Annotated in this window: 17 protein-coding genes and 1 tRNA gene; 1 reads left to right on the top strand and 17 read right to left on the bottom strand. The window is 68.3% G+C overall.

Going from position 1 to position 20,675, the window contains the following annotated elements:
* The first annotated feature begins 142 nt into the window (after positions 1-142).
* Positions 143-2,056 (top strand): 1-deoxy-D-xylulose-5-phosphate synthase, encoded by a 1,914-nt coding sequence (gene dxs, locus HEP73_RS09050; protein WP_185822927.1) that lies wholly within the window; start codon positions 143-145, stop codon positions 2,054-2,056.
* Between the two features lie 67 nt (positions 2,057-2,123).
* On the opposite strand, the gene HEP73_RS09045 is transcribed toward dxs, so the two are convergent.
* The 17 genes from HEP73_RS09045 to pheT all read right to left on the bottom strand — a co-directional run bounded on the left by HEP73_RS09045 (position 2,124) and on the right by pheT (position 20,655).
* The gene (locus HEP73_RS09045) at positions 2,124-3,110 is read right to left on the bottom strand and encodes a TraB/GumN family protein (protein ID WP_185822926.1); all 987 of its coding nucleotides are present in this window, start codon (positions 3,108-3,110) and stop codon (positions 2,124-2,126) included.
* A 96-nt stretch (positions 3,111-3,206) separates the two neighbouring features.
* Complete coding sequence (locus HEP73_RS09040; protein WP_185822925.1) at positions 3,207-3,677, bottom strand: cupin domain-containing protein; 471 nt, start codon at positions 3,675-3,677, stop codon at positions 3,207-3,209.
* A gap of 100 nt (positions 3,678-3,777) precedes the next feature.
* The gene (locus tag HEP73_RS09035; protein ID WP_185822924.1) at positions 3,778-4,539 is read right to left on the bottom strand and encodes a WecB/TagA/CpsF family glycosyltransferase; all 762 of its coding nucleotides are present in this window, start codon (positions 4,537-4,539) and stop codon (positions 3,778-3,780) included.
* Positions 4,526-5,317 carry a polysaccharide pyruvyl transferase family protein gene (locus tag HEP73_RS09030; protein WP_185822923.1) on the bottom strand — a complete coding sequence of 264 codons (792 nt, stop codon included), beginning with the start codon at positions 5,315-5,317 and terminating at the stop codon, positions 4,526-4,528. The genes HEP73_RS09035 and HEP73_RS09030 overlap by 14 nt, the downstream gene beginning before the upstream one ends.
* Positions 5,318-5,372: 55 nt before the next feature.
* A complete protein-coding gene (locus tag HEP73_RS09025) occupies positions 5,373-6,560 on the bottom strand; it encodes a GumK N-terminal domain-containing glycosyltransferase (RefSeq protein ID WP_255423726.1) in 1,188 nt (395 codons plus the stop codon).
* A gap of 53 nt (positions 6,561-6,613) precedes the next feature.
* A complete protein-coding gene (locus tag HEP73_RS09020; protein WP_185822922.1) occupies positions 6,614-8,119 on the bottom strand; it encodes a lipopolysaccharide biosynthesis protein in 1,506 nt (501 codons plus the stop codon).
* Complete coding sequence (locus HEP73_RS09015; protein ID WP_185822921.1) at positions 8,116-9,165, bottom strand: glycosyltransferase family protein; 1,050 nt, start codon at positions 9,163-9,165, stop codon at positions 8,116-8,118. The genes HEP73_RS09020 and HEP73_RS09015 overlap by 4 nt, the downstream gene beginning before the upstream one ends.
* Positions 9,162-10,295: a glycosyltransferase family 4 protein gene (locus HEP73_RS09010; RefSeq protein ID WP_185822920.1), complete on the bottom strand. Its 1,134-nt coding sequence runs from the start codon at positions 10,293-10,295 to the stop codon at positions 9,162-9,164. Before HEP73_RS09010 ends, HEP73_RS09015 begins: the two co-directional genes overlap by 4 nt.
* A 43-nt stretch (positions 10,296-10,338) precedes the next feature.
* Entirely contained in the window at positions 10,339-11,436 is a 1,098-nt protein-coding gene (locus tag HEP73_RS09005) for an acyltransferase family protein (RefSeq protein ID WP_185822919.1), read from the bottom strand.
* The gene (locus HEP73_RS09000) at positions 11,433-12,689 is read right to left on the bottom strand and encodes a polysaccharide biosynthesis protein GumE (protein ID WP_255423784.1); all 1,257 of its coding nucleotides are present in this window, start codon (positions 12,687-12,689) and stop codon (positions 11,433-11,435) included. Before HEP73_RS09000 ends, HEP73_RS09005 begins: the two co-directional genes overlap by 4 nt.
* Positions 12,690-12,936: 247 nt before the next feature.
* On the bottom strand, positions 12,937-14,397 hold the full coding sequence (locus tag HEP73_RS08995) for an undecaprenyl-phosphate glucose phosphotransferase (protein ID WP_185822917.1): 1,461 nt from the start codon (positions 14,395-14,397) through the stop codon (positions 12,937-12,939).
* A gap of 317 nt (positions 14,398-14,714) precedes the next feature.
* Positions 14,715-16,142, bottom strand: a complete 1,428-nt coding sequence (locus tag HEP73_RS08990) for a GumC family protein (RefSeq protein WP_185823362.1) — start codon at positions 16,140-16,142, stop codon at positions 14,715-14,717.
* Complete coding sequence (locus HEP73_RS08985; protein WP_185816062.1) at positions 16,124-16,825, bottom strand: polysaccharide biosynthesis/export family protein; 702 nt, start codon at positions 16,823-16,825, stop codon at positions 16,124-16,126. The genes HEP73_RS08990 and HEP73_RS08985 overlap by 19 nt, the downstream gene beginning before the upstream one ends.
* 618 nt (positions 16,826-17,443) lie before the next feature.
* A tRNA-Pro gene (locus tag HEP73_RS08980) sits at positions 17,444-17,520 on the bottom strand.
* A 98-nt stretch (positions 17,521-17,618) separates the two neighbouring features.
* Positions 17,619-17,975, bottom strand: coding sequence for a MerR family transcriptional regulator (locus HEP73_RS08975; protein WP_003466663.1), 357 nt, complete (start codon positions 17,973-17,975; stop codon positions 17,619-17,621).
* Positions 17,956-18,255 carry an integration host factor subunit alpha gene (locus HEP73_RS08970; protein WP_003466661.1) on the bottom strand — a complete coding sequence of 100 codons (300 nt, stop codon included), beginning with the start codon at positions 18,253-18,255 and terminating at the stop codon, positions 17,956-17,958. Before HEP73_RS08970 ends, HEP73_RS08975 begins: the two co-directional genes overlap by 20 nt.
* A gap of 21 nt (positions 18,256-18,276) precedes the next feature.
* Positions 18,277-20,655, bottom strand: coding sequence for a phenylalanine--tRNA ligase subunit beta (gene pheT / locus HEP73_RS08965; protein WP_185822916.1), 2,379 nt, complete (start codon positions 20,653-20,655; stop codon positions 18,277-18,279).
* Positions 20,656-20,675 lie beyond the last annotated feature (20 nt).

The raw sequence follows: 20,675 nt of genomic DNA, 5'->3' as shown, positions 1-20,675 counted from the left end.
CCGGCGCACGACGCGCCGCGCACTGCGACGGATTGCCGCACCCGCCTTCCAGCGTGGCCTGCGCCCGTGCGCAACTGAACGGGTTGCTTGCCCGTGCCCGGAATGGAGAGGAAAATGGACGGTCCGCTGAACCCGAATTCCGATGATCGACCCCACCCGCTATCCGCGCCTCTCGCGCATTCAGATCCCCGCCGAACTGCGCCGCTTCGAGGAGTCGGAGCTGCCGGCGATCGCGGAGGAACTGCGCGCCTACCTGATCGAGTGCGTCGGCAAGAGCGGCGGCCATTTCGGCGCCGGCCTGGGCGTGATCGAACTCACCGTGGCCCTGCACTATCTCTACGACACCCCGGTCGACCAGTTGGTGTGGGACGTCGGCCATCAGACCTATCCGCACAAGATCCTGACCGGGCGCCGCGACCAGATCCATTCGGTCAAGCAGGCCGACGGCGTGGCGCCGTTTCCCAAGCGCGAGGAGAGCGAGTACGACACCTTCGGCGTCGGCCATTCCTCCACCTCGATCTCCGCGGCGCTGGGCATGGCCATCGCGCTGCAGCGCGCCGGCGACGAGCGCAAGGTGGTGGCGGTGATCGGCGACGGCGCGATGACCGCGGGCATGGCCTACGAGGCCTTGAACCACGCCGGCGGCATGGACCAGGAACCGAACCTGCTGGTGATCCTCAACGACAACCGCATGTCGATCTCCGAAGCGGTCGGCGGGGTCACCAAGATGCTCGGCCGGATGAGCGGCAGCAAGACCCTCAATGCGATCCGCGAGGGCGGCAAGAAAATCCTCGGCGACAAGAAGAGCAATCCCACCGCGCGTTTCGTGCGCCGCTGGGAAGAGCACTGGAAAGGCATGTTCGTGCCCTCCACGCTGTTCGAGGAGATGGGCTTCCACTACACCGGGCCGATCGACGGCCACGACCTGCCGGCGCTGATCGGTGCGCTGAAGACGCTGCAGACGCTGAAAGGTCCGCAGCTGCTGCACGTGATCACCACCAAGGGCAAGGGCTACGAACTGGCCGAGGGCGACCAGATCGGCTACCACGCGGTCGGCCCGTTCGATCCCAGCAAGGGCCTGGTGTCCAAGCCGGGCGCCAAGGCGCCGACCTATACCGACGTGTTCGGCGACTGGATCTGCGACATGGCCGCCGCCGAACCGGCGCTGCTGGCGATCACCCCGGCGATGCGCGAGGGCTCGGGCCTGGTGCGCTTCAGCAAGGAATACCCGCAGCGCTACTTCGACGTGGCGATCGCCGAGCAGCATGCGGTGACGCTGGCCGCGGGCATGGCCACGCAGGGCGCCAAGCCGGTGGTGGCGATCTATTCGACCTTCCTGCAGCGCGGCTACGACCAGCTGGTGCACGACGTGGCGGTGCAGAAGCTCGACGTGCTGTTCGCGATCGACCGCGGCGGCGTGGTTGGCCCGGACGGCGCCACCCATGCCGGCAACCTGGACCTGAGCTTCCTGCGCTGCGTGCCGCATATGGTGGTCATGGCCCCGGCCGACGAGGCCGAGTGCCGGCAGATGCTCAGCACCGGCCTGCAGCACGCCGGCCCGGCCGCGGTACGCTATCCGCGCGGCACCGGTCCCGGCGTGGCGCCCGGCACGGCGCTGGACACGCTGCCGATCGGCAAGGCGCAGGTCCGCGTCCAGGGCGCCACGCTGGCGCTGCTGGCGTTCGGCGCGACCGTGGCCGCGGCCGAACAGGTCGGCCGCGAACTGGGCCTGAGCGTGGTCAACATGCGCTTCGTCAAACCGCTGGACCGCGCGCTGCTGCTCGAGCTTGCCCGCAGCCACGACGGCTTCGTGACCATCGAGGACAACGTGGTGGCCGGCGGCGCCGGTTCCGGCGTGGCCGAACTGCTCAATGCCGAAGGCGTGCTGCGCCCGGTGCTGCACCTTGGCCTGCCCGACGCATTCCAGCACCACGCCAGTCGCGAGCAGTTGCTGGCCGAAGCCGGCATCGACGCCGCCGGCATCCGCGCGGCGATCCTGGCGCGCTGGCCGCAGCTGGCGGCCAGCGCCAACGCAGCGCGTTCCGCCGCCGGCTGAGCGCGGCGAACTTCGGCACTTCAGGTGCGGCGTCGCCAGCCCAGCGGCGCGCCGCACAGTGCCGGACTCAAGGCGCGATCACCTCGTAGCCGCGTGCGCGCAGCCGGTCCAGCGGACCATCGGTGTCCTGCAGGGTCTGCATCGACAGCACCGCGAAGCTGGAGCGGTTCTGCGCCAGCGCGCGCTCGGCCGCCTCCATCCATTTGCCCAGCGCGCGCTGGCGCACATCGCCCAGGCCCAGCTTGCGCGCGACCGCCGCCTCGCCGACCGCGTCCATGCACACCCGATACTGGTCGTTGCCCGGCAGCTTGCCGAGCGCGTCGAGGTCGCCCTCGGACCAGGCATTGGCGCGCTGCCGCATCGTTTCCAGGTCGCTTTGGATGACCTGCAGGGTGCGCGCGAAGCAGTTGCGGTCGTTCAAGGCCGTCGCGCGGAATTCCTGCAGCGCGCGCTTGGCGTCGGGCACTTTCACTTCCACCACCACCGGCACGATCGGCACCTTGGCGCGCTTGGCCGCGCGCTCGATCACCGGCGCGGTGACGCTGGCCATGCTCAGCCCGGACTTGCGCATCGCCGCCTCGTACAACTCCTGCGCGGCGAACACCGGCCGCCACTTCTCCACGCTGGCGTCGCGGCCCAGGTAGCGCGCCTTCAGCGGCAGCCATTGCGCGTACAGGTCGGCCGGCAGTACCTGCTGCAGGGTCTGGTCGTCCGGGTTGCGCCGCGCCTTCAGCAGCGACGGCAGCAACAGCATGCTGCGGAACACGCCCAGGTTGGAGGACAGCGACAGCGTCGGCGCCGCGATGACCTGCTGCGACTGGCCGATCACCCGCTCCACCTCGCCCGACGCCCACTGCATGCGCTTGGGCAACGGCGACACCGTGCCCAGGATCCACAGCACGTGGTCGCCGCGGCGCACCTGCCACAGCCCGGGACCGGGCTGCTGGCCGGTCACCAGCACCGCCTCCAGATCGACCACCGGCGCGGCAGCGGGCGGCGCCGGCGGGACCGCCGGATGCGCGGCGACGGCCAGGCCTGCGAACGCCAGCAGCATTGCCGCACACAGACCTCTCACCGCAGTCGCCACGCGCATCGCGACACTCTCCAGGAATTCTGACCGGCGCCGACGATCCGGCGCGGCGCGACGATATCAGCCCGACAGCTTGGGCAAGTAGGCGGCCAGCGGATCGGTGGCGGGCAGCAGCTCGAAGCGCTCCCACAGGAATCCCGGCGTCACCACGCAGCGCACCAGACTGTAGTCGTCCAGCGGCCGCGCCGCTTGCCAGCTGCCGGCCGGGATCACCACCGACGGCAGGCCGCCGCGCTCGCTGGCGTCCATCCGGTAGCGCTGCAGGCCATGCTGCGGATCGAAGCTCAGCAGTTCCAGCGCGCCGCCCTCCTCCCATTGCCAGGTTTCGTCGGCATCGATCCGGTGCCAGTCGCTGCACTCGCCGCGCACCAACAGGAAGCGGATCGCAGTGCAGGCCGGACGCGTGACGCCCTCGTGCTGGACCTGCAGCGCGGAGGTGTGCACGCGCGCATAGCGCCCGCCCTCCGGGTGCGGCAGCAGCGACAAGTCGCGCAGCAAGGTGGCGATACGAGTGGACGATTTCGTAGACATGGCCCAGTTTAGGGCCTGTCGGCGGGCTTGGGCTAGACCACCGGCGCGTGCCGTTCCGGCGGTTGGCGGGCGCCGGCGAGTGCCGGCCCGCCCTGGCTGGCTAGCCCAGGCGCCGGCCGTTGCGCAGGCAGACCCCGAAGAACACCAGCAGGTCCCAGCTGTAGCGCTTGAGCAGGCGCCGCGGCTCGCGCAACAGGCGGTACATCCACTCCATGTGCAGTCGGCGCACCCAGCCCGGCGCCCGCTGCGCGTTGCCGGACAGGAAATCCAGCAGCGCGCCGACCCCGAACAGCAAGCGCGCATCCAACTGCGCGGCATGGTCGAGGATCCAGCTTTCCTGCAGCGGATTGCCGAACGCCACCAGCACCACGTCGGCGCCGCTGGCGTTGATGCGTTCGGTTAGTGCCGCGCCCGCGGCCGCGAACTCGGCGTAGCCGTCGCAGGTGCCGACCACGGTCTGGCCCAGCGTCTGCCGCAAGGTCTGCGCGGCGGTCTGGGCCACGCCGGGACGGCCGCCGAGCAGGAAGAAGCGCAGCGGCCGCCGGCTGTGCCGGCACAGGTACGGAATCAGGTCGGTGCCGTTGAGGTTGCCGGCGAAGCGGCGCCGGTGCACCAGCAGCGCGCCCAGGTCCATGCCGATGCCGTCGTTGACGATGCGCACGCCCGGCGCACGCAGGCGCTCGCGCAGCGCCTGGCACTGCACCACGAAGTTGGTGTTGGCGAAGAACACCTGGCGCTGCTCGCCGCGCGCCTGTGCCTGGAACAGTGTGTGCGCGAACGCCGCTTCGGTGGTGCGCAGGATCGGATAGCCGCCCAGCGCCATCACCTCCTGCGGTTCGGAATGCGCATCACCAGAGGTCATGGGGGAAGCTGTCCAAGAGACCGCGCTGCACGGCATGCAGGTCGAACCGGGCGTTGCCGCCCAGGGCCAGGCACTCCTCGACGCTGTGGCCGGCATGCCACTGCGTGCGCCCGGTGCCGTAGTAGTAATCGTCGTACTTGAAGCGGTCCTCGCCGTTGCCCCAGTCCAGGTACACCGACGGCACGCCGTAGGCTTCGGCCAGGATCAGGCCGTGCAGGGAACTGGAGACCACCAGTTCGGCGGCCAGCAATTGCCGCACGAACCCGGCCGGCTGCCGGTTGGGCAGCACCAGTTGGTCCTTGTAGCGCGCGTATTTGTCCGACGGCTCGTTGAAGTGCGGCACGATCAGGAACGGCTGCCGCGTGGCCGGCGGCGCCAGCGCGTCGCGCGGAAAGAACAGCGGCATCAGCAGTCCCGGATCGCCGTAGATCTCCGGCACCTGCAGCCCGCGTTCCTGCAGGAACGCGCGGGTCTTGGGTCCGCGCACGGCACGCACGTCCAGCATGCGGAAGCGATGCCGATCGGCCGGGATCTTGCCGTTGACGCCGCTGCCCCACACCGTGTCGCCATCGCTGGCGAAATGCAGCACCGAGCCGATCGCGATCAGGCGCTTGCGCTTGTCGCGCTTGTCCAGCAGGGTCCGGTCGCGCTGTGCCAGCACGTTGGACACGATGATCTTGGACAGGTGATCGCCGACGTTGATCTCCCCGTTCTTCGGCTTCCACCAGAACAGCGCGCGGCGTTCTTCGTAGTCGATCCATTTTTGCAGTGCGGACAATGCGAAATCCTCCCTTGTGTACGCGAACGCCGTTCGCGGGCGAGCAAGCTCCGTGTCAGGCGGGGTCGCCTGCGAAAAGCCGGGTTTCCGGATAGGCCGACGGATCCAGGACGCGGTCGGTGGTCTCGGACCAGCTCAGGCATTGGCGGTGGCGCACGTGCGGCGCATGCAGCGCTTTCTCGATCGCCGCGACGATCGAGGCCTCGTCGCCCGGGGTATAGCCGAAGCGCGATTGGTAGCTGCCGACCACCGCGTTCGGACACACCGCGGGCAGCCCGAAGAAGTCGTACTGCAGCAGCTTCATCGAGCTGTCGGCCAGATACACCGGCACCTGCTCCGAGGCATACGGTGCGATGCCGAAGCGCGCGTGCTTGATGTAGCCGATGGTCTCGGCGTGCTTCATCTCGCCGTACACCACCACGTTGTCGCCGTAGCCCGGCGCGCGGCCCATGCCCGAGCCGATCACGTGGAAGGTGACCTGCGGGAAGGCGCGGCTGGCGGCGACGAAGAATTCCGGATCGAACAGCATCGAACCGACCGCCACCGCATGGATGCCCTCGCCGTACGGCGACGGATCGCCGAGCGTGTCCAGGTTGTGGTCCACGCCATGGCCGACGTGGAACACGTTGTGGCGGCTGGAAATCTCATCGGCCATCGCCGGCGACACCAGCGCGATCACGTCCAGGCTCGGCGCCACGCGGTCGAACTCGCGCTCGATGAAGTCGGCGACGTTGATCGTGCTCAGGCCGTCGGAGGCGCGGTAGACCTTGCGCGCGGTCGGATTGATGCGCGCCGCCAGCTCGATGAAGGCCACCGCGATGCCGCTTTCGAACACGATCACATCCGCTTCCTGCATCCAACGCAGCAGCGTGGCCGGCGGCTTGGCCGCGTACAGCTTGAACATCAGGTCTTCCAGCGGCCGCAGCCAGCGCCGCCGCGTGTTGAACGGATGCACGGGCGCGCGCCACAGGTAGCAGTCCACGCCGTTGTGGGTGACCACGGTGTTGGCGGTGGCATCCAGCGGCAGCCGCAGGTCGCCCTTCATTCGCGACAGCAGGCTGTAGCGCAGCGAGAAGAAGCGCGTGGTGCCGCGCTTGGCAAGTTCGTCGGCGATGAAGTGGATGTTGGCGCGGCGCGGCGTGCGGTAGTCGTGCGCCGACAGCACCAGATAGCACGGCGGGCGCCCGGCAAGGGCGGCGGCCGGTGCCGCGGCGAGCGTCGCCGATGCGGAAGAATCGCTCATGCCATCGCTCCTTTGCGGTAGAGGGGTGTCGGGGAAAATCGCCGGATCGCGGGTCATCGTTTGGCCCTGGCATCGCGCAGCAAGGTGCGCATGTTGAGGATTGCCATCACGTCGCGGCGGAACGCCGGCCACAGCGCGAACACCAGCACGCAGCCCAGCGCCATCGCCGCGCCGCCCACCGCCAGCTGCTGCCACAGCGAACTGCCGCCCCACTGCTGCGCGGCGAAGTACGCCGCCACGCCGGCCGCGCCGTAGCCGAGGATCGCGCGCAGGCCGTTGTTGAACAATTCCAGCGCCGGCACCTGCGGCGCCACCTTGGCGATCCAGATCACCGACAGCGGCCACATCACCAGCAGGCCCAGCGTGTAGCCAACGGTCACGCCCATCACGCCCCAGGCCGAGCCGGCGAAGATGCAGGCGATCAGCATCACCCGCCCGACCACCGAATACACCAGCTGTTCGCGCATCAGGCCATGCGCCAGGAACACCCAGTAGGTGGCGTAGGACGCGGTCTGGAAGATGCCGCCGAGAGTCAGCACCTGGAACAGCGGCACCGCCGGCCGCCATTGTTCGCCGAGCACCAGCACGATCAGCGGCAGCGCCAGCGCGCAGGCGCAGGAGAACAACGCCACGATCAGATGCACCATCACCGTCTGCCCGCGCAGCAGGAAGCTGCCGAAGCGCGGCGGATCGTCCTGCAGCTGCGACAGCACCGGCAACGCCACCGAGGTGGCCGGCGCATTGATCTGGTTCAGCGGCATCATCAGCAGCTGGAACGCGCGGTTGTACAGGCCCAGCGCCTCGGCGCCGATGCGGTGGCCGATGATCACCTGGCCGACGTTGCGGCTGGCGTAGCCGAGCAACTGCGCGGCCATCAGGTTCCAGCCAAAGCTCAGGAATGCGCGCATCGGCGCGTCGCGGCGATAGCCGCGCGGCAGCCAGCGCGCGCAGGCGCCGGCGATCGCCAGGTTGACCAGCGCCTGCACCACCTGCTGCCAGACCAGCGCCCAGTAGCCGTAGCCGGCCAGGGCCACGCCGACGCCGGCGATCAGGCCCATCACCTGCGCGCCGACATCGCTCAGCGACACCTGGCCGAAGCGCAGCCCGCGGCTGAGATGCGCGCGGTACTGGGTGGTCATGCCGTTGAGCAGGAAGGTCACCGCCAGCGACTGCGAGATGCCCAGCAGCGCCGGTTCGCGATAGAAGTGCGCGATCCACGACGAGGACAGGAACACCACGATCGCCAGCACCAGGCCGATGCCGCTGTTGATCCAGAACAGGTTGTCGCGCTGCTCGCGGCTGACGTGCTTGGCCTGGATCGCGGCCGAGGACAGGCCGAAGTCGCGCAGGATCTCGGCCATGCCGACGATCGCGGTGACCATCGCCATCAGGCCGTAGTCGTACGGCGTCAGCAAGCGCGCCAGCAGCACGATGCCGCCGAACTGCACCACCATCTTCGCCAGCTGCCCGGCCATGGTCACCGCGGCGCCACCGGCCGCGCGCGAACCCAGGCTGCGCTCCGGCGGCGCGGCGGGACCCGGGGTTTCGGTCGCGCTCATGCCCGTGCCTCGCTGCGCACGCCGCGCGCATCCAGATAGCTGCGGTAGTGCTGCACGCCGATCGCGCTCCAGTCGCGCCGCGACAGGTCGGGCACCGCGTCGGCGGGCAGGCGCTGCGCCTGCGCCAGCGCGCCGGCCAGCTGCGCGGCATCCAGCTCGCCGCGATACAGCAGCACCCACTGCGGCCCGACCTCGTCGGCGATCGCCGCCGTGGCCTCGTTCCACGGCGCCAGCACTGGCCGCGCCAACGACAGGGCCAGCAGCAACGTGCCGGAGTTGTGCATCTGCCGATACGGCAACACCACCAGTTCGGCCTCGCCGACTTCGCGCGCCAGCACCTCGTCTTCCACGTACTGCAGGCGCGCGCTGATCCGCGGATCGGCGGCGCAGGCCTGTTCGACCACGGCGCGGATATCAGAATTGATCGGATTGCCGGCGATGCGCAGGCTCAGCGCCGGATCGGGCAAGGCCTGCAGCGTCGCGACCAGGGTTTCCACGCCCTTGTACGGGCGCAGCAGGCCGAAGTGCAGCAGCCGTCCCGGCACCCGCGGCGGCTGCGGCATCGCCGCGTACCAGTCGCGGTAGTGGCCGTGCAGGATCGTGTCGGTGGCCGGCGCACGCTCCGGGGTGGTCGCGTTGATGCGGATCCAGCGCGCGGTCAGGCGATCGGTCCAGCGCAGCAGCAGCCTTTCGCGCCAGCCCTTGTCCTCGTGCGGGGCCACGTTGTGCAGGGTGCGCACCAGCGGCACGCCGCCGAGCTTGAGCCGCAGCAGCAACAGCGCCATGCACGCCTGCTTGGCCAGCGTGCCCACGGCGGTGGGGTGCCGCATCATGTATTCCGGCCAGTGCACGTGCAGCACGTCATAGCGCGACAGCAGCGCCGCGCGCATCGAGAAGAACCGCAACTGCACCTGCTGCGGCAATGCCGCGTACAACTGGGTCAGGTACGGATTGGTGGTCGCGCTCGGCCGCTCGGTCGACAGCAGCACCGTGACCGGCGGGCCCGGCACGCGCGCATCGCCGCTGCAACGCGGTTCGCCGCTCATCGCCCTCCCTCCGTCTTGCCCAGCACCGCGCGGTATTCGTCCAGATAGGCGCCGACCACATGCTCCCAGTCGTAGCGCTGCGCATAGGCCATGGCCGCCTGCCGTTGCGCGGGGAACGTCGCGTCGGTGGCGGCGGCATAGGCTTGTACCGCGGCGGCAGCGCGCTGCGGATCGGCCGGATCCAGCAGCACGCCTTGCGCCGATTCGCGCACCAGGCGCGCGAACGGCGGGATGTCGCTCAGCACCGGCAACAGGCCGGCGCTCATCGCTTCGACCGCGGCCAGGCCGAAGCCTTCGTGACGCGACAGGCACACGAAGTACTGCGCGCTGCCGAGCAACTGCGCCAGTTCCTCCTGCGACGGCGCCACGCGCAGCTGCACGCGGTCCTGCAGGCCGCGTTCGGCGATCGCCTGCAGCAGATCGGCCTGGGTGAAGTCGTATTCGCGCCCGGCCACGATCAGTTGCCAGGCAGGATCCTGCGCCGCCAGCGCGCGCAGCAGGTCCAGCGTTTCCAGCAAGCCCTTGTTGACCGACCAGCGCCCGAAATAGATCAGCGTGCGCCCCGGCATGGCGCTGCCCTGCCCGGCGAACTTGCTCACGTCCACGCCGTTCTCGATCACCCGCAGCCGCTGCGGCGCGACGACCGCCGAGAACACCTGGCCATCGTTCTCGCTGGTCGCCACGACCCGCGCGTAGGCCCAGGCCGAGGCCCGGGTCAGCGTCTTGAACCACAGCATCTTCAGCCGCGAGGCATAGGTGGTGTGGAAGAAGCCGCCATGGGTGGAGACGATCATCGGCGTGCCGTGCAGCACCCGGGTCAAGGCCAGGAAGTCGTAGAAGAAATCGATGCCGTGCACGTGCACCAGATCGGCGCCGCGCAGCGCGGCCAGCACCTTCGGCGCCAGCGGATAACGCGAGGACCCGCGGAACGGCAACCGCACGATCGGCACGTCCTGATACGCATCGCGCTGCGCGAGCCGCTCCTGCGGCCGGGTGAAGACCCGGTCCAGGGTGACCACTTCGACCTGGTCGCGGCCCTGCTGCAGATGCCGGCGCGCGATGTTGAGCACGACCTCCTCCATGCCGCCCACCGACGGATGGAACTGGCGCACGACGTGAACCACCTTCATTGCGCGCTCCCGCGGGACCACATACAGCATTGCGATAGCGCCATCAGTTCGCCTCCTGTCTTGCCGGCTCGCGCCGCAGCCCGATCATCCACGGCGCCACGCGCACGATCACCGCGCGCATCGGCACGCTGGCGAGTACCGCCACCACGCTCACCGACACCGCCCAGGCCGGACCCCAGGCATCGCCGCGGACCAGGCCGGTGCGGCTGGCCACCCCGGCCATGACCGAGAACAGCAGCGTATGCGTGCACAGGATCAGCAAGGTGTTGCGTCCGATCCACTGCACCCACGCCCACTCCTGCACCAGCCGCGCCGCGCACAGCGCCATCGCGCTGCCGAGCAGGCTGGCGGCGAGGAAGCCCAGCGGCGAATGCCCGAACTTCATCATGTTCACGTCCACCCGCCCGTTGTTCCAGGCGATCGCGAACCACGCCGCGCCGAGCAGCAATGCGGCCAGCGCGTTGCCCATGCGGCTGGTCGGAAGCAGGCCGCTGCGCTTGGCTGCGGCCGCGCCGATCGCGAAGAAACACAGCGACACCGGTAGTACATCCAGCGCAAAAGGAAGCCGGTAATCCTGGGTCGGGAACCAGATCGCCCAGCCCCAGGCCAGCAGCAGCGACAACACCGCCAGCACTTCCAGCGACAGGCGCCGGCGCAGGTACAGATAGCTCAGCGTGGTCACGAACAGGGCCGGCAGGAACCACAGCGCCGGCATCACGTAGAGCTTGGGGCCGATGCCGCTGACCAGGCCCAGCAACGGTTCCCACCACGGCCGGTCGCCCCATAGCTGCGCCTTGGAACCGATGTTGCGGGTCAGCATCCAATAGCCATACGCGACCAGGAAGAACGCCAGATACGGCAGCAGCAGGCTGCGCGCCAGCTTGGTCCAGGTCGCCATGCCCAGCGGCCGCTTGCCGAACGCCTCGCCGACCCAGCCGGACAGCACGAAGAACATCGGCACGTGGAAGCTGTAGGCCAGGATCACATAGGCATGCGGGATGCCCTTGGCGTGGCCGAACACCACCAGCAGGATCGCCAGCGCCTTGGCCGCATCGATGCGCGCATCGCGCGTACCGCGCACGCCGCTGCGCGCCGGCTGCTCGGCCAGCACCGTCTGCAGGGCCGGCGTGGAGGCGCTCATGTCGCCGCCGCCGCACGCGGCGTGGTGTCGGTTGCCGGCGGCAACGCAGCCGCCGCTGCGCGCCGCGGCACCATCTGCCACAGGCAGCCGCAGACGAACCACCACAGCGCCGCGGTCTTGATCGAGAAGTAGCCGTTGGAGACCAGCAGGCTCAACGCGAACGCGAAGATCAGCAGGTTCTTGAACAGCTGGCCCTCGATCGTGCGCATCAGCATCGCGAACGAATAGGCGAGCAGGAACGCCAGCACCAGCACCACCGACTGCGAGGAGATGAAATAGGCGATGCCGCTGTCGAAATACTTGTACGGCGTATCGAAATCCAGGCCCAGCCACGCTTCGGCGGTCATGTTGCGGATCGAATACACGGTGAAGAACACCCGCCCCAGGGTGGTGTCTTCGTAGCTCTGGATGCCGGACGCCCACACCATCAGCCACGCGCCCAGCAACACGCCGAAGAAGATCAGGAAGCCCAGGCGCTGGTCCATGCGCAGCAGCAGCGGCGTCAGCGCCACCATCATCACGCAGGTGCCGGCGGCCAGGCGTCCGTCCGAGGCCACGATCAGGAAGCCGATCATCGCCACCGACGCGGCGATGCCCACCGGCCGCATCCAGCGCCAGAAGGTCAGCAGGATCGCGGTGAAGAAGATGATGAAGTTACCCATCGTCACCGGCTCGATGAACACCGAAGAGGCACGCGGCAGGTTGGAGGACGGCAGGAAGTTGCGCGCGCCCGGCCGGGTCGCGCTGACGAACAGATTGCTGTCCTGGTTCCAGAAGCTCGACGCGCTGGCGCCGCGCGCATTGACGAAGTAGCTCTTCGGGTTGACCACATCGCCGTAGACCTTGGGCAAGGCCAGTTCGAACGCCGCCACCAGCGACACGATCAGCGCCATGCGCAGAAAAAGTTTGGGCAACGAACCGGTATAGGCCGCGCCCAGCACCAGGAACGCAAACGGGATCAGCGCATCGCGGAAGAACTTGGGATCGATCGACCAGACCAGGAACAACCGCACCAGCATCAGCAGCGCCAGCAGGCCGATGCCGGTGAACACCATCGCCGTGCGCTTGCGGTCCAGCGACCACAGGCCGATCAGGAAGCAGGCGCCGTAGATCGCCAGTTCCGCGACATAGGTCATCGCCGGGCTGACCCGGAACACCTTGGCGTTGACCACCGCGAGCAGGAAGTTGTAGCCGATGGCGAACAGCAGCACCAGCTCGATCAGAAGATTGTGGCGCTGCTCGCGCAGCGTCATCGGCGGCGCAGCGATGGCGGCGTTCAGCACGCGGCACCTCGCTGCGCGACGCGACGCGCCAGGCGTTGCGACAACGGCCGGCGCCACGCACCAACGGCGGCACGCCAAGCGCGCACGGCACTGTGGCAAGCGACCTCGATGGCGCTGCGGCACCCGGCCCGGCCGCCGCCGTCCCCGCCACCGGCGGCGACGACGGGGCGGCGCCGGCAGTGGGGACGGTCGGCGCGATAACGGTACATCTGGCGCATCAGTAGGCGGTCTTCTGCCCAAGCACCTTCACTGCGGTGAGCACGATGATCCGCGTATCCAGCCACAGCGACCAACGCCGGATGTAGTCCAGATCGTATTGGATGCGCTTCTTCATCGTCCGCAGCTCCGGCGTCTCGCCACGGAACCCGTTGACCTGGGCCCAGCCGGTGATGCCCGGCTTGACGTAGTGCCGCTGCATGTAATGGTTGATCAGCTTTTCGTAGTGGGTGTTGTGCTGCGCCGCATGCGGACGCGGCCCCACCACCGACATGCTGCCGCCGAGCACGTTGAACAGCTGCGGCAGCTCGTCCAGGCTGCTGCGGCGCAGGAACGCGCCGAACGGGGTGACCCGGCTGTCGCCGCGCTTGGCCTGCACCACCACGTCGCTCGGCTCCTGCTGCACGCGCATCGAGCGGAACTTGTACATGTAGAACTCGCGCCCGCCCAGGCCATGGCGGCGCTGGCGGAAGAACACCGGACCCGGCGAACTCAGCTTCACCCCCACCGCGATCGCCAGCATCACCGGCCACAGCATCGCCAGCGCGGCCAGCGCCACAACCTTGTCCTGCAGCGCCTTGGCAACCACGAAGTAGGTGTTGCGGTCCACCCCGCCCTGGCGCAGGTTGATCACCGGCACGTTGCCGATCTGATCGCCGGACTGGTTGAGCATGCCGAAGTCGAACAGGTCCGGGATCAGCCTGACCTGGATCGGATAGCGGTCCATCTGCTGCAGCAGCTGCTTGATGTGGTCGCGCTCGCCCAGCGGCAGCGAGATCCACACCTGCTCGACCTCGTTGTTGTTGAGGTAGTCGATCAGCGACTCCGGCGTGCCCGCCCCCAGGCAGTGCAGCTTCTGCGGATGATCGGCCACCGACAGGTCGTAGTCGCTGCTGAAATAGCCGACCAGCTGCATGCCCACCCACGGATTGCGGCTCAGGTAGTTGTGGATCTTGACCACCGGATGGCGCAGGCCGACCACCACCACGCGCTGCACGTCCACGCCTTCCGAGCGCAGGTGGTTGAGCACGCCGCGCACCATGGTGCGCGAGACCAGCAGCGTGGCCAGGCTGGTGGCGAACCACAGGCCGATCCACAGCCGCGAGACCTGCTGCCCGAACTGCACCACGAAGGCGTGCACCGCGAACAGCGCGAACACGCCGCCGCAGGCCAGGCTCAGCACCATCATCTCGCGCATCAGGCCGCGCCCGCGCCAGCTGCGGTACAGCGGGAACAGCGCGAAACAGATCACCGCGTACAGCAGCGTGGTGCCGATCGCGACGCGGTAGGACGCTTCCGGCATCCAGTTGCCGAACAGCAGGCGGTGGGTCAGCAACGCACCGGCGACGATGACCGTCAGATCCGACACGCGCAGCAGGATGTCCGCGGCGGCTGCATATTTGGACAGCAGGCGGGGGGACGAAGTTGTATAGGTGGCGCTACTCAGGTCTGCCAGAAGCATGGTCGGGATTCCCATCCAAACTCGGTCGGTGGCATGCGGGGGAACATGCGACGTATGCGAGCCTCGATCTCATCTGCCAGTGGACCGCTGCGGTGCCTTCCTCACCGACCCCAGGTCCACGGCAGCCCGTGTTTATTTCAACAGAACCGCGACTGCGTACAACCGGTCAGGAAAATAATGGAACACCTCTGTACTTAGCTGAACCACGTATCACCTCTCTGAAGAATTTGCGTAGGAAACATGACGATGTGCCTGCGTCGTCGCATCGGTCGCGACCGCGGTCACGGCGCATCGCAGCAGGCGTCGCGTCGCGCGCTTCATGCCGCGGCCGCCTGCGCTTCGCGCAGGAAATAGCGGATCAAGGCGATGGCGATCGCCGAGAACAGGCCGAACACGAATGCCAGCGCCAGGTTCAGCAAGGTCTTCGGCGAACTCGGCTTGCCCGGCACATCGGCGCGGTCGACGATCGACACGTTGTTGGTGCCCACGTTGCCGGCCACGCCGATCTCCTTGTAGCGCTGCAGCAGCGCGTCGTAGAGCTGGCGGTTGGTGTCGGCTTCGCGCCGCAGCATGTTGTAGCGGATGCTGCGGGTCTGCAGATCCAGCTCGTCGTTCTTCAGGCTGGAAATGCGTTCGGACAACAGCGTCTCCTGTTGCCGCGCCGCTTCGTAATCGTTCTTCAGCCCGCTGCGGATGTTGGCGATCTCGTTGCCGATCTGGCGCTTGGTCTCGGCGATCTGGTTCTGCAGGCGCTGCATCTCCGGGTAGCCGGGCTGGAAGGTGGCCAGCTTCTGCTGGTAGTCGGCCGCCAGCTTGGCCTGCTCGGCGCGCAGGCTCTGGATCAGCGGGCTGCTGATCACCTGCGGCAGGCCCAGGCCGTCGCCGATCCCGGCCTGGCGCCAGGCCGACTCCGCCTTGATCCGCGCATCCTGCGCGGCGGCCAGGCGCACGTTCAACTCGCTCATGTTCTGCGTCGGCAGCGACGGCTTGTCGTCGCCCAGCGACACGATCTGCTCCTTGCTGGAGTAGTCGACCGTGTTCTTCTCCGACTCTTCCACCTTGTCGCGCAGCTGCTCCAGCCGCTCGGACAGGTACTTGGCGGCGAACGAGGACGCCTGCAGGCGCCGCTCCTGGGTCGAGGCGATGAACATCTTGGCGTAGGTATTGGCCACGCGCGTGGCCAGCACCCGGTCGGGCGAATCGAAGTTGATCCGCACCAGCCGCGAATCGCGCACCGGCTCGATCGTCAACGCGTCCAGCACCGGGCCGACCAGCGCGTTCTCGGCGGCGGCGGCGCGCGCCTCCGGCGACGGGGCACGGCCATCGCCATTGCCCTGCAGCTTCTCCAGCGCCTCGTCGACCAGCGGCTTGAACGCCGGGTCCTGGGTCAGCCGCGCCTCGCGGATCACCGCGCGGGCCAGCGAGCGGCTGCCGAGCAGTTCGTACTGGGTCTGGTAGAAATCGCGATCCTGCGGCGATTCCACCGGCATCAGGTTGGCCACGTTGGTGACGTTCAAGGACTCGCGCTCGATCTGCAACACGCTGGTGGCGCGATACTTGGGCGTCATCAATAACGTTACCAGCAGCGCCAGCGCGACGACCGCCACGGTGAGGCCGACGATCAGCCAGCGCTGACGGTACAGGGCGTTCCAGTAGTCCAGCAGGCTGATGTCGGCGGGGCTCAGCGGCGCCGAGGAGGTGGTACGGGTGTGCATGCTCGAGGAACTCATCGGTATGCCCGCCAGACCATGACGAACGGGGTCAACTGCACCATGGTGCGCAGCACCACGAGCGCATCGGAGCGGTACACCACGACGATGTCGCCGCCGTAGATTTCAGGATCCGGCGAGGCGCCCTTCTGGATATCGCGCAGATCGAAACGGGCCAGCATCTTCTGCCCGCCGACGTTGCGGAACACCACGATGTTGCCGCGGCTGGCCACATCGCTGACGCCCTTGCCCAGCGACAGCGCCTGCTGCAGGGTCAGCGCCGAGCCGGCGATCGGGTAGATGCCCGGCTCGCCTACCGCACCGGTGACGGTGACCCGGTTGCCGGTGAACTCGTCGACCAGCACCGACACCTGCGGATTCTGCAGATAGCCGTTGCGGTAGCGTTCGGTGATGTCCTTCTGCAAGGCGTTGGCGCTGAGCCCGGCGGCCTTGATGTCGCCGACCAGCGGCAGCGAGATGCGGCCCGCGTTGTCGACCCGCACCTGGCGCTCCAGGTCGTCCACCTGGAATACCTTGATCGTCAGCAGATCGCCGGGGCCGAGCAGGTACTCCGGCTGTCCCATGGAGGCGGCCAGCGGATCGCCTGGCGGCAATTCCGTCAGCATCTTCGGCCCGGCGCTACTGCAGCCAGACAGGAAGACCAGACAAGAAAGGGCCAAACACAATGCCCAGTTGAACGTACCGGAGAGTTTACCCATGCGTGATGCAGACGCCCTCTGTCGAGTGGTTTTGGGAACGCCGCACTCCTCTATCCGGCCAGCGCTCCATCACCGGTCGGGCAAGACGATTGCAGTGTCATTTCCTGCCTGGGACGACTGCCCAGGCCAACAGCGAAGCCTCGTGTTGCAGTGCACTATGGCACAGCTACCCGTCCTCACCAAGACATCTTGCGGCATTTTTTTGACGCTATACCGCGTGGATTCAAGTACATGTCCGAATATTCAGCATGACGAACGAAGCCGCGTCGCAAAATACACGACGTTAACGTGACGCATGTCAAGGCATTGACGGCCCTCGTCCGCAGTTCTCTGCCGGATTTCCGTCCTGGCCGTCGCAGGTCCTGCGGCGGCTCCGGCAGACATCGCATCGACGCCGGTGCGTTTGTCTACACCTTCGTCCGAACCGAACTGACCGCCCTATCGGTGTCGGGCCGGCATCGGCTGAGCGGGCAATCGGCGACCGCCGCATGGGCGTTCATTACGACGACTTCCTGCCGCGGATTCCCGCAGCTGCTGGCTGCGTACCTGTGTACGCCCAGGCCGCGCAAACCCCGCAAAACGAAAAAGGCCCATGTCGCTGACATGGGCCTTCGAAGATGGTCGGGGTAGCCGGATTTGAACCGACGACCACTAGTCCCCCAGACTAGTGCGCTACCAGGCTGCGCTATACCCCGGTAAAAACGTCCGCCGTTGCGGCGGTCACGCCTTGCGGCGAGCTGGCGATTATAGCGGGATTGGCGCGGCCATTCCTAGCCGGTTGCGCCGTTGCCGCTCAGCGCCGCAGCAACTGCAGCACTTCTTCCAGTTCCTGCCGCACCTGCTTGATGATCTGGTTGCTCAGCGCCGACTCCTGCTTGGCGCCCTCGCCCTCCAGGCGCAGACGCGCGCCGCCGATCGTATAGCCCTGTTCGTACAGCAGGCTGCGGATCTGCCGCACCATCAGCACGTCGTGGCGCTGGTAGTAGCGGCGGTTGCCGCGGCGCTTGACCGGTTCCAGGCTGGGAAATTCGGTTTCCCAGTAACGCAGCACGTGCGGTTTGACGTCGCACAGCTCGCTGACCTCACCGATGGTGAAGTAGCGCTTGGCCGGAATCGGCGGAAGTTCGCGGTTACTGCCCGGGTCCAGCATAAGCCTCCACTCGCTCCTTGAGCTTCTGTCCCGGGCGGAAGGTCACCACCGTCCGCGCCGAGATCGGGATTTCTTCGCCGGTCTTGGGATTGCGACCGGGCCGTTGGTTCTTGCGGCGCAGATCGAAGTTGCCGAAACCGGACAGCTTCACCTGCCGTCCCTGCTCCAGCGCATCGCGCAGCACATCGAAGAAAGCATCGACGAATTCCTTGGCCTCGCGCTTGTTCAGCCCGACTTCGTCGAACAACCGTTCGGCCATTTCCGCTTTGGTCAACGCCATTGCCCTGCTATCCCCTACGTCTCAGCCGCGAATCCGCGCATCGTGTTCGCGCGCCAGCGCCGCCACTGCATCGGCGACCACGGCATCCACATCGCGATCCGTCAGAGTGCGCGAGTTGTCCTGCAAAATCAAGCCCATAGCGAGACTCTTGAAACCCGCCTCGACCCCCGGCCCGACGTAGCGATCGAACAGCACCACGTCGCGCAGCAGCGGCCCGACCGCGCCGCGCACGCTGCTCGCCAGCGCCGACCAGGCCACCGCCTCCGGTACTAGGAAGGCCAGGTCGCGGCGGACCGACGGGAACCGCGACAGCTCGGCGGCCCGCGGCAGCGCGCGCGCCGCCAGCGGCGCCAGGTCCAGCTCGAAGCCGAGCACCTCCACGTCGATCTGCATTGCCTGCAGCAGGCGCGGATGCAGCTGGCCGATCCAGCCGATCCGCGCGCCATCGCGGTACACGTCGGCGGCACGGGTCGGATGCGCGAACGGCAACGCCGACGGACGGTAGTCCAGGCGCGCGCCGGAGGCGCTGGCCAGCGCGTCCAGGTCGCCCTTCAGGTCGTGGAAGTCGACCTTGCGCGCCGGCAGGCCCCACTGCAACGCCTCGGCATCGCCGCACACCGCGGCCGCCACCCGCTGCGTCTCCGCCGGCGCGGCACCGGCCGTCGCCGCGGCCGCGAACACCTTGCCCAGCTCGAACAGGCGCACCCGCCCGGCCTGCCGGGCGACGTTGCGGCCCAGCGCCGCGACCAGCCCGGGCAACAGCGACGGACGCATCACCGCCAGCTCGGCGCTGAGCGGGTTGGCCAGCGCCACGCGCCGCTCATCCAGTCCCCACTGGTCCAGCAGCACCGCATCGACGAAGGCGTAGTTGATGGTTTCCAGCATCTCGCGCGCGACCAGCTGGCGGCGCACGCTCAGTTCGTCCAGCTGCGTCTCGCTGCCCATGGCGATGCGCGAGGCGCCGCCCGGCAGCGTGGTCGGCAAGCGGTCGTAGCCGTGGATACGCGCCAGTTCCTCGATCAGGTCCTCTTCCAAGGCGACATCGAAGCGGCGGCTGGGCGCGGTGACCTGCCAGCCATTGCCGGTTGCCACGACCTCCATGCCCAGCGCGCGCAGGATGCGCTCGACTTCGGCGTCGGCGATCTCGATGCCGAGCACGCGCACGATGCGCGCGCGGCGCAGCGTGATCGGCGCCGGCGTCGGCAGGTGCTCGCGCAACTCGGCCTCCACCACCGGGCCGGCGCGGCCGCCGGCCAACTCCAGCACCAGCCGCGTCGCCAGTTCCAGCGCCCGCCGCGGCAGCGCCGGGTCCACGCCGCGTTCGAAGCGGTGGCCGGCGTCGGTGTGCAGGCCGAGCTTGCGGCCGCGGCCCATGATCGCCGCCGGCGCGAAGTGCGCCGCTTCCAGGAACACATGCCGGGTCGTATCGGTGACGCGGGTGTCGTGGCCGCCCATCAAGCCGGCCAGGGCAACCACGCGGTCGCCGTCGGTGACGGCCAGGAAGCCGTCGTCGAGCGTGGCGTCGCGGCCGTCGAGCAGTTTCAGCGTCTCGCCGGCGCGCGCACGGCGCACGCCGACCGGGCCATGTAGCGTCTCCAGGTCGAAGGCATGCATCGGCTGGCCCAGTTCCAGCATCACGTATTGGGTGATATCGACCAGCAGCGACACCGGGCGCACGCCGCTGCGGCGCAGGCGTTCGGCCATCCACAGCGGCGTCTTCGCCGCCGGATCGAGATCCTCGACGACGCGGCCGCAGTAGCGCGGCGCATCGCCGCCCGCCTGCAGGCGCACCTCGAGGCGGCGCTCGCTGGAAACGGCGACCGGCTCGGCCGCGAACGGCAACACTTCGCTGGCGCAGGCCGCGGCCACGTCGTAGGCGATGCCGCGCACGCCGAAGCAATCGGCGCGGTTCGGGGTCAACTTGATCTCGATGCTGGCGTCGGGCAAACCAAGGTAGTCGCTCAGCGCCTGACCGATCGGCGCGTCGTCGGGCAGTTCGAACAGGCCCGACGCATCGCTGTCCAGGCCCAGTTCCTTGGCCGAGCACAGCATGCCGTTGGACTCCACGCCGCGCAGCTTGGCCGCCTTGATCGCGATGCCGCCGACCTGGGCGCCGACCAGCGCCAGCGGCGCGACCAGCCCGGCGCGCGCGTTCGGCGCGCCGCAGACGATCTGCAGCAAGCCGCCCTGCCCGGCATCGACCTGGCACACCTGCAGCCGATCGGCCTCCGGGTGCCGCGTCGCTTCGACGATGCGCGCCACCACCACCTGCTGCAGCGATTCGCCGAGCGGCGTGACCTCTTCGACCTCCAGACCGATGGCGGTCAGGGTCGCGGCCAGTTCATCGCGCGTGGCCTGGGTGGGGACGTGGCTGCGCAGCCAGTTTTCGCTGAATTTCATTGAGAGGCCGGGATTGGGGA

This window comes from Xanthomonas sp. GW, assembly GCF_014236815.1.
GTDB lineage: Bacteria > Pseudomonadota > Gammaproteobacteria > Xanthomonadales > Xanthomonadaceae > Xanthomonas_A.
The sequence above is the reverse complement of the archived record's forward strand: the minus strand, read 5'-3'. Positions and strand labels throughout refer to the sequence as shown.

Excerpts from the sequence above, each read along its gene's own strand:
- HEP73_RS09010 (WP_185822920.1), bottom strand. The coding sequence starts at position 10,295 with ATGAAGGTGGTTCACGTCGTGCGCCAGTTCCATCCGTCGGTGGGCGGC.
- HEP73_RS08995 (WP_185822917.1), bottom strand. The coding sequence starts at position 14,397 with ATGCTTCTGGCAGACCTGAGTAGCGCCACCTATACAACTTCGTCCCCC.
- HEP73_RS09045 (WP_185822926.1), bottom strand. The coding sequence starts at position 3,110 with ATGCTGCTGGCGTTCGCAGGCCTGGCCGTCGCCGCGCATCCGGCGGTC.
- pheT (WP_185822916.1), bottom strand. The coding sequence starts at position 20,655 with ATGAAATTCAGCGAAAACTGGCTGCGCAGCCACGTCCCCACCCAGGCC.
- HEP73_RS08985 (WP_185816062.1), bottom strand. The coding sequence starts at position 16,825 with ATGGGTAAACTCTCCGGTACGTTCAACTGGGCATTGTGTTTGGCCCTT.
- HEP73_RS09040 (WP_185822925.1), bottom strand. The coding sequence starts at position 3,677 with ATGTCTACGAAATCGTCCACTCGTATCGCCACCTTGCTGCGCGACTTG.
- HEP73_RS09035 (WP_185822924.1), bottom strand. The coding sequence starts at position 4,539 with ATGACCTCTGGTGATGCGCATTCCGAACCGCAGGAGGTGATGGCGCTG.
- HEP73_RS08970 (WP_003466661.1), bottom strand. The coding sequence starts at position 18,255 with ATGGCGTTGACCAAAGCGGAAATGGCCGAACGGTTGTTCGACGAAGTC.
- HEP73_RS09015 (WP_185822921.1), bottom strand. The coding sequence starts at position 9,165 with ATGAGCGGCGAACCGCGTTGCAGCGGCGATGCGCGCGTGCCGGGCCCG.
- HEP73_RS08975 (WP_003466663.1), bottom strand. The coding sequence starts at position 17,975 with ATGCTGGACCCGGGCAGTAACCGCGAACTTCCGCCGATTCCGGCCAAG.
- HEP73_RS09020 (WP_185822922.1), bottom strand. The coding sequence starts at position 8,119 with ATGAGCGCGACCGAAACCCCGGGTCCCGCCGCGCCGCCGGAGCGCAGC.
- HEP73_RS09000 (WP_255423784.1), bottom strand. The coding sequence starts at position 12,689 with ATGACGCTGCGCGAGCAGCGCCACAATCTTCTGATCGAGCTGGTGCTG.
- HEP73_RS09025 (WP_255423726.1), bottom strand. The coding sequence starts at position 6,560 with ATGAGCGATTCTTCCGCATCGGCGACGCTCGCCGCGGCACCGGCCGCC.
- HEP73_RS09005 (WP_185822919.1), bottom strand. The coding sequence starts at position 11,436 with ATGAGCGCCTCCACGCCGGCCCTGCAGACGGTGCTGGCCGAGCAGCCG.
- dxs (WP_185822927.1), top strand. The coding sequence starts at position 143 with ATGATCGACCCCACCCGCTATCCGCGCCTCTCGCGCATTCAGATCCCC.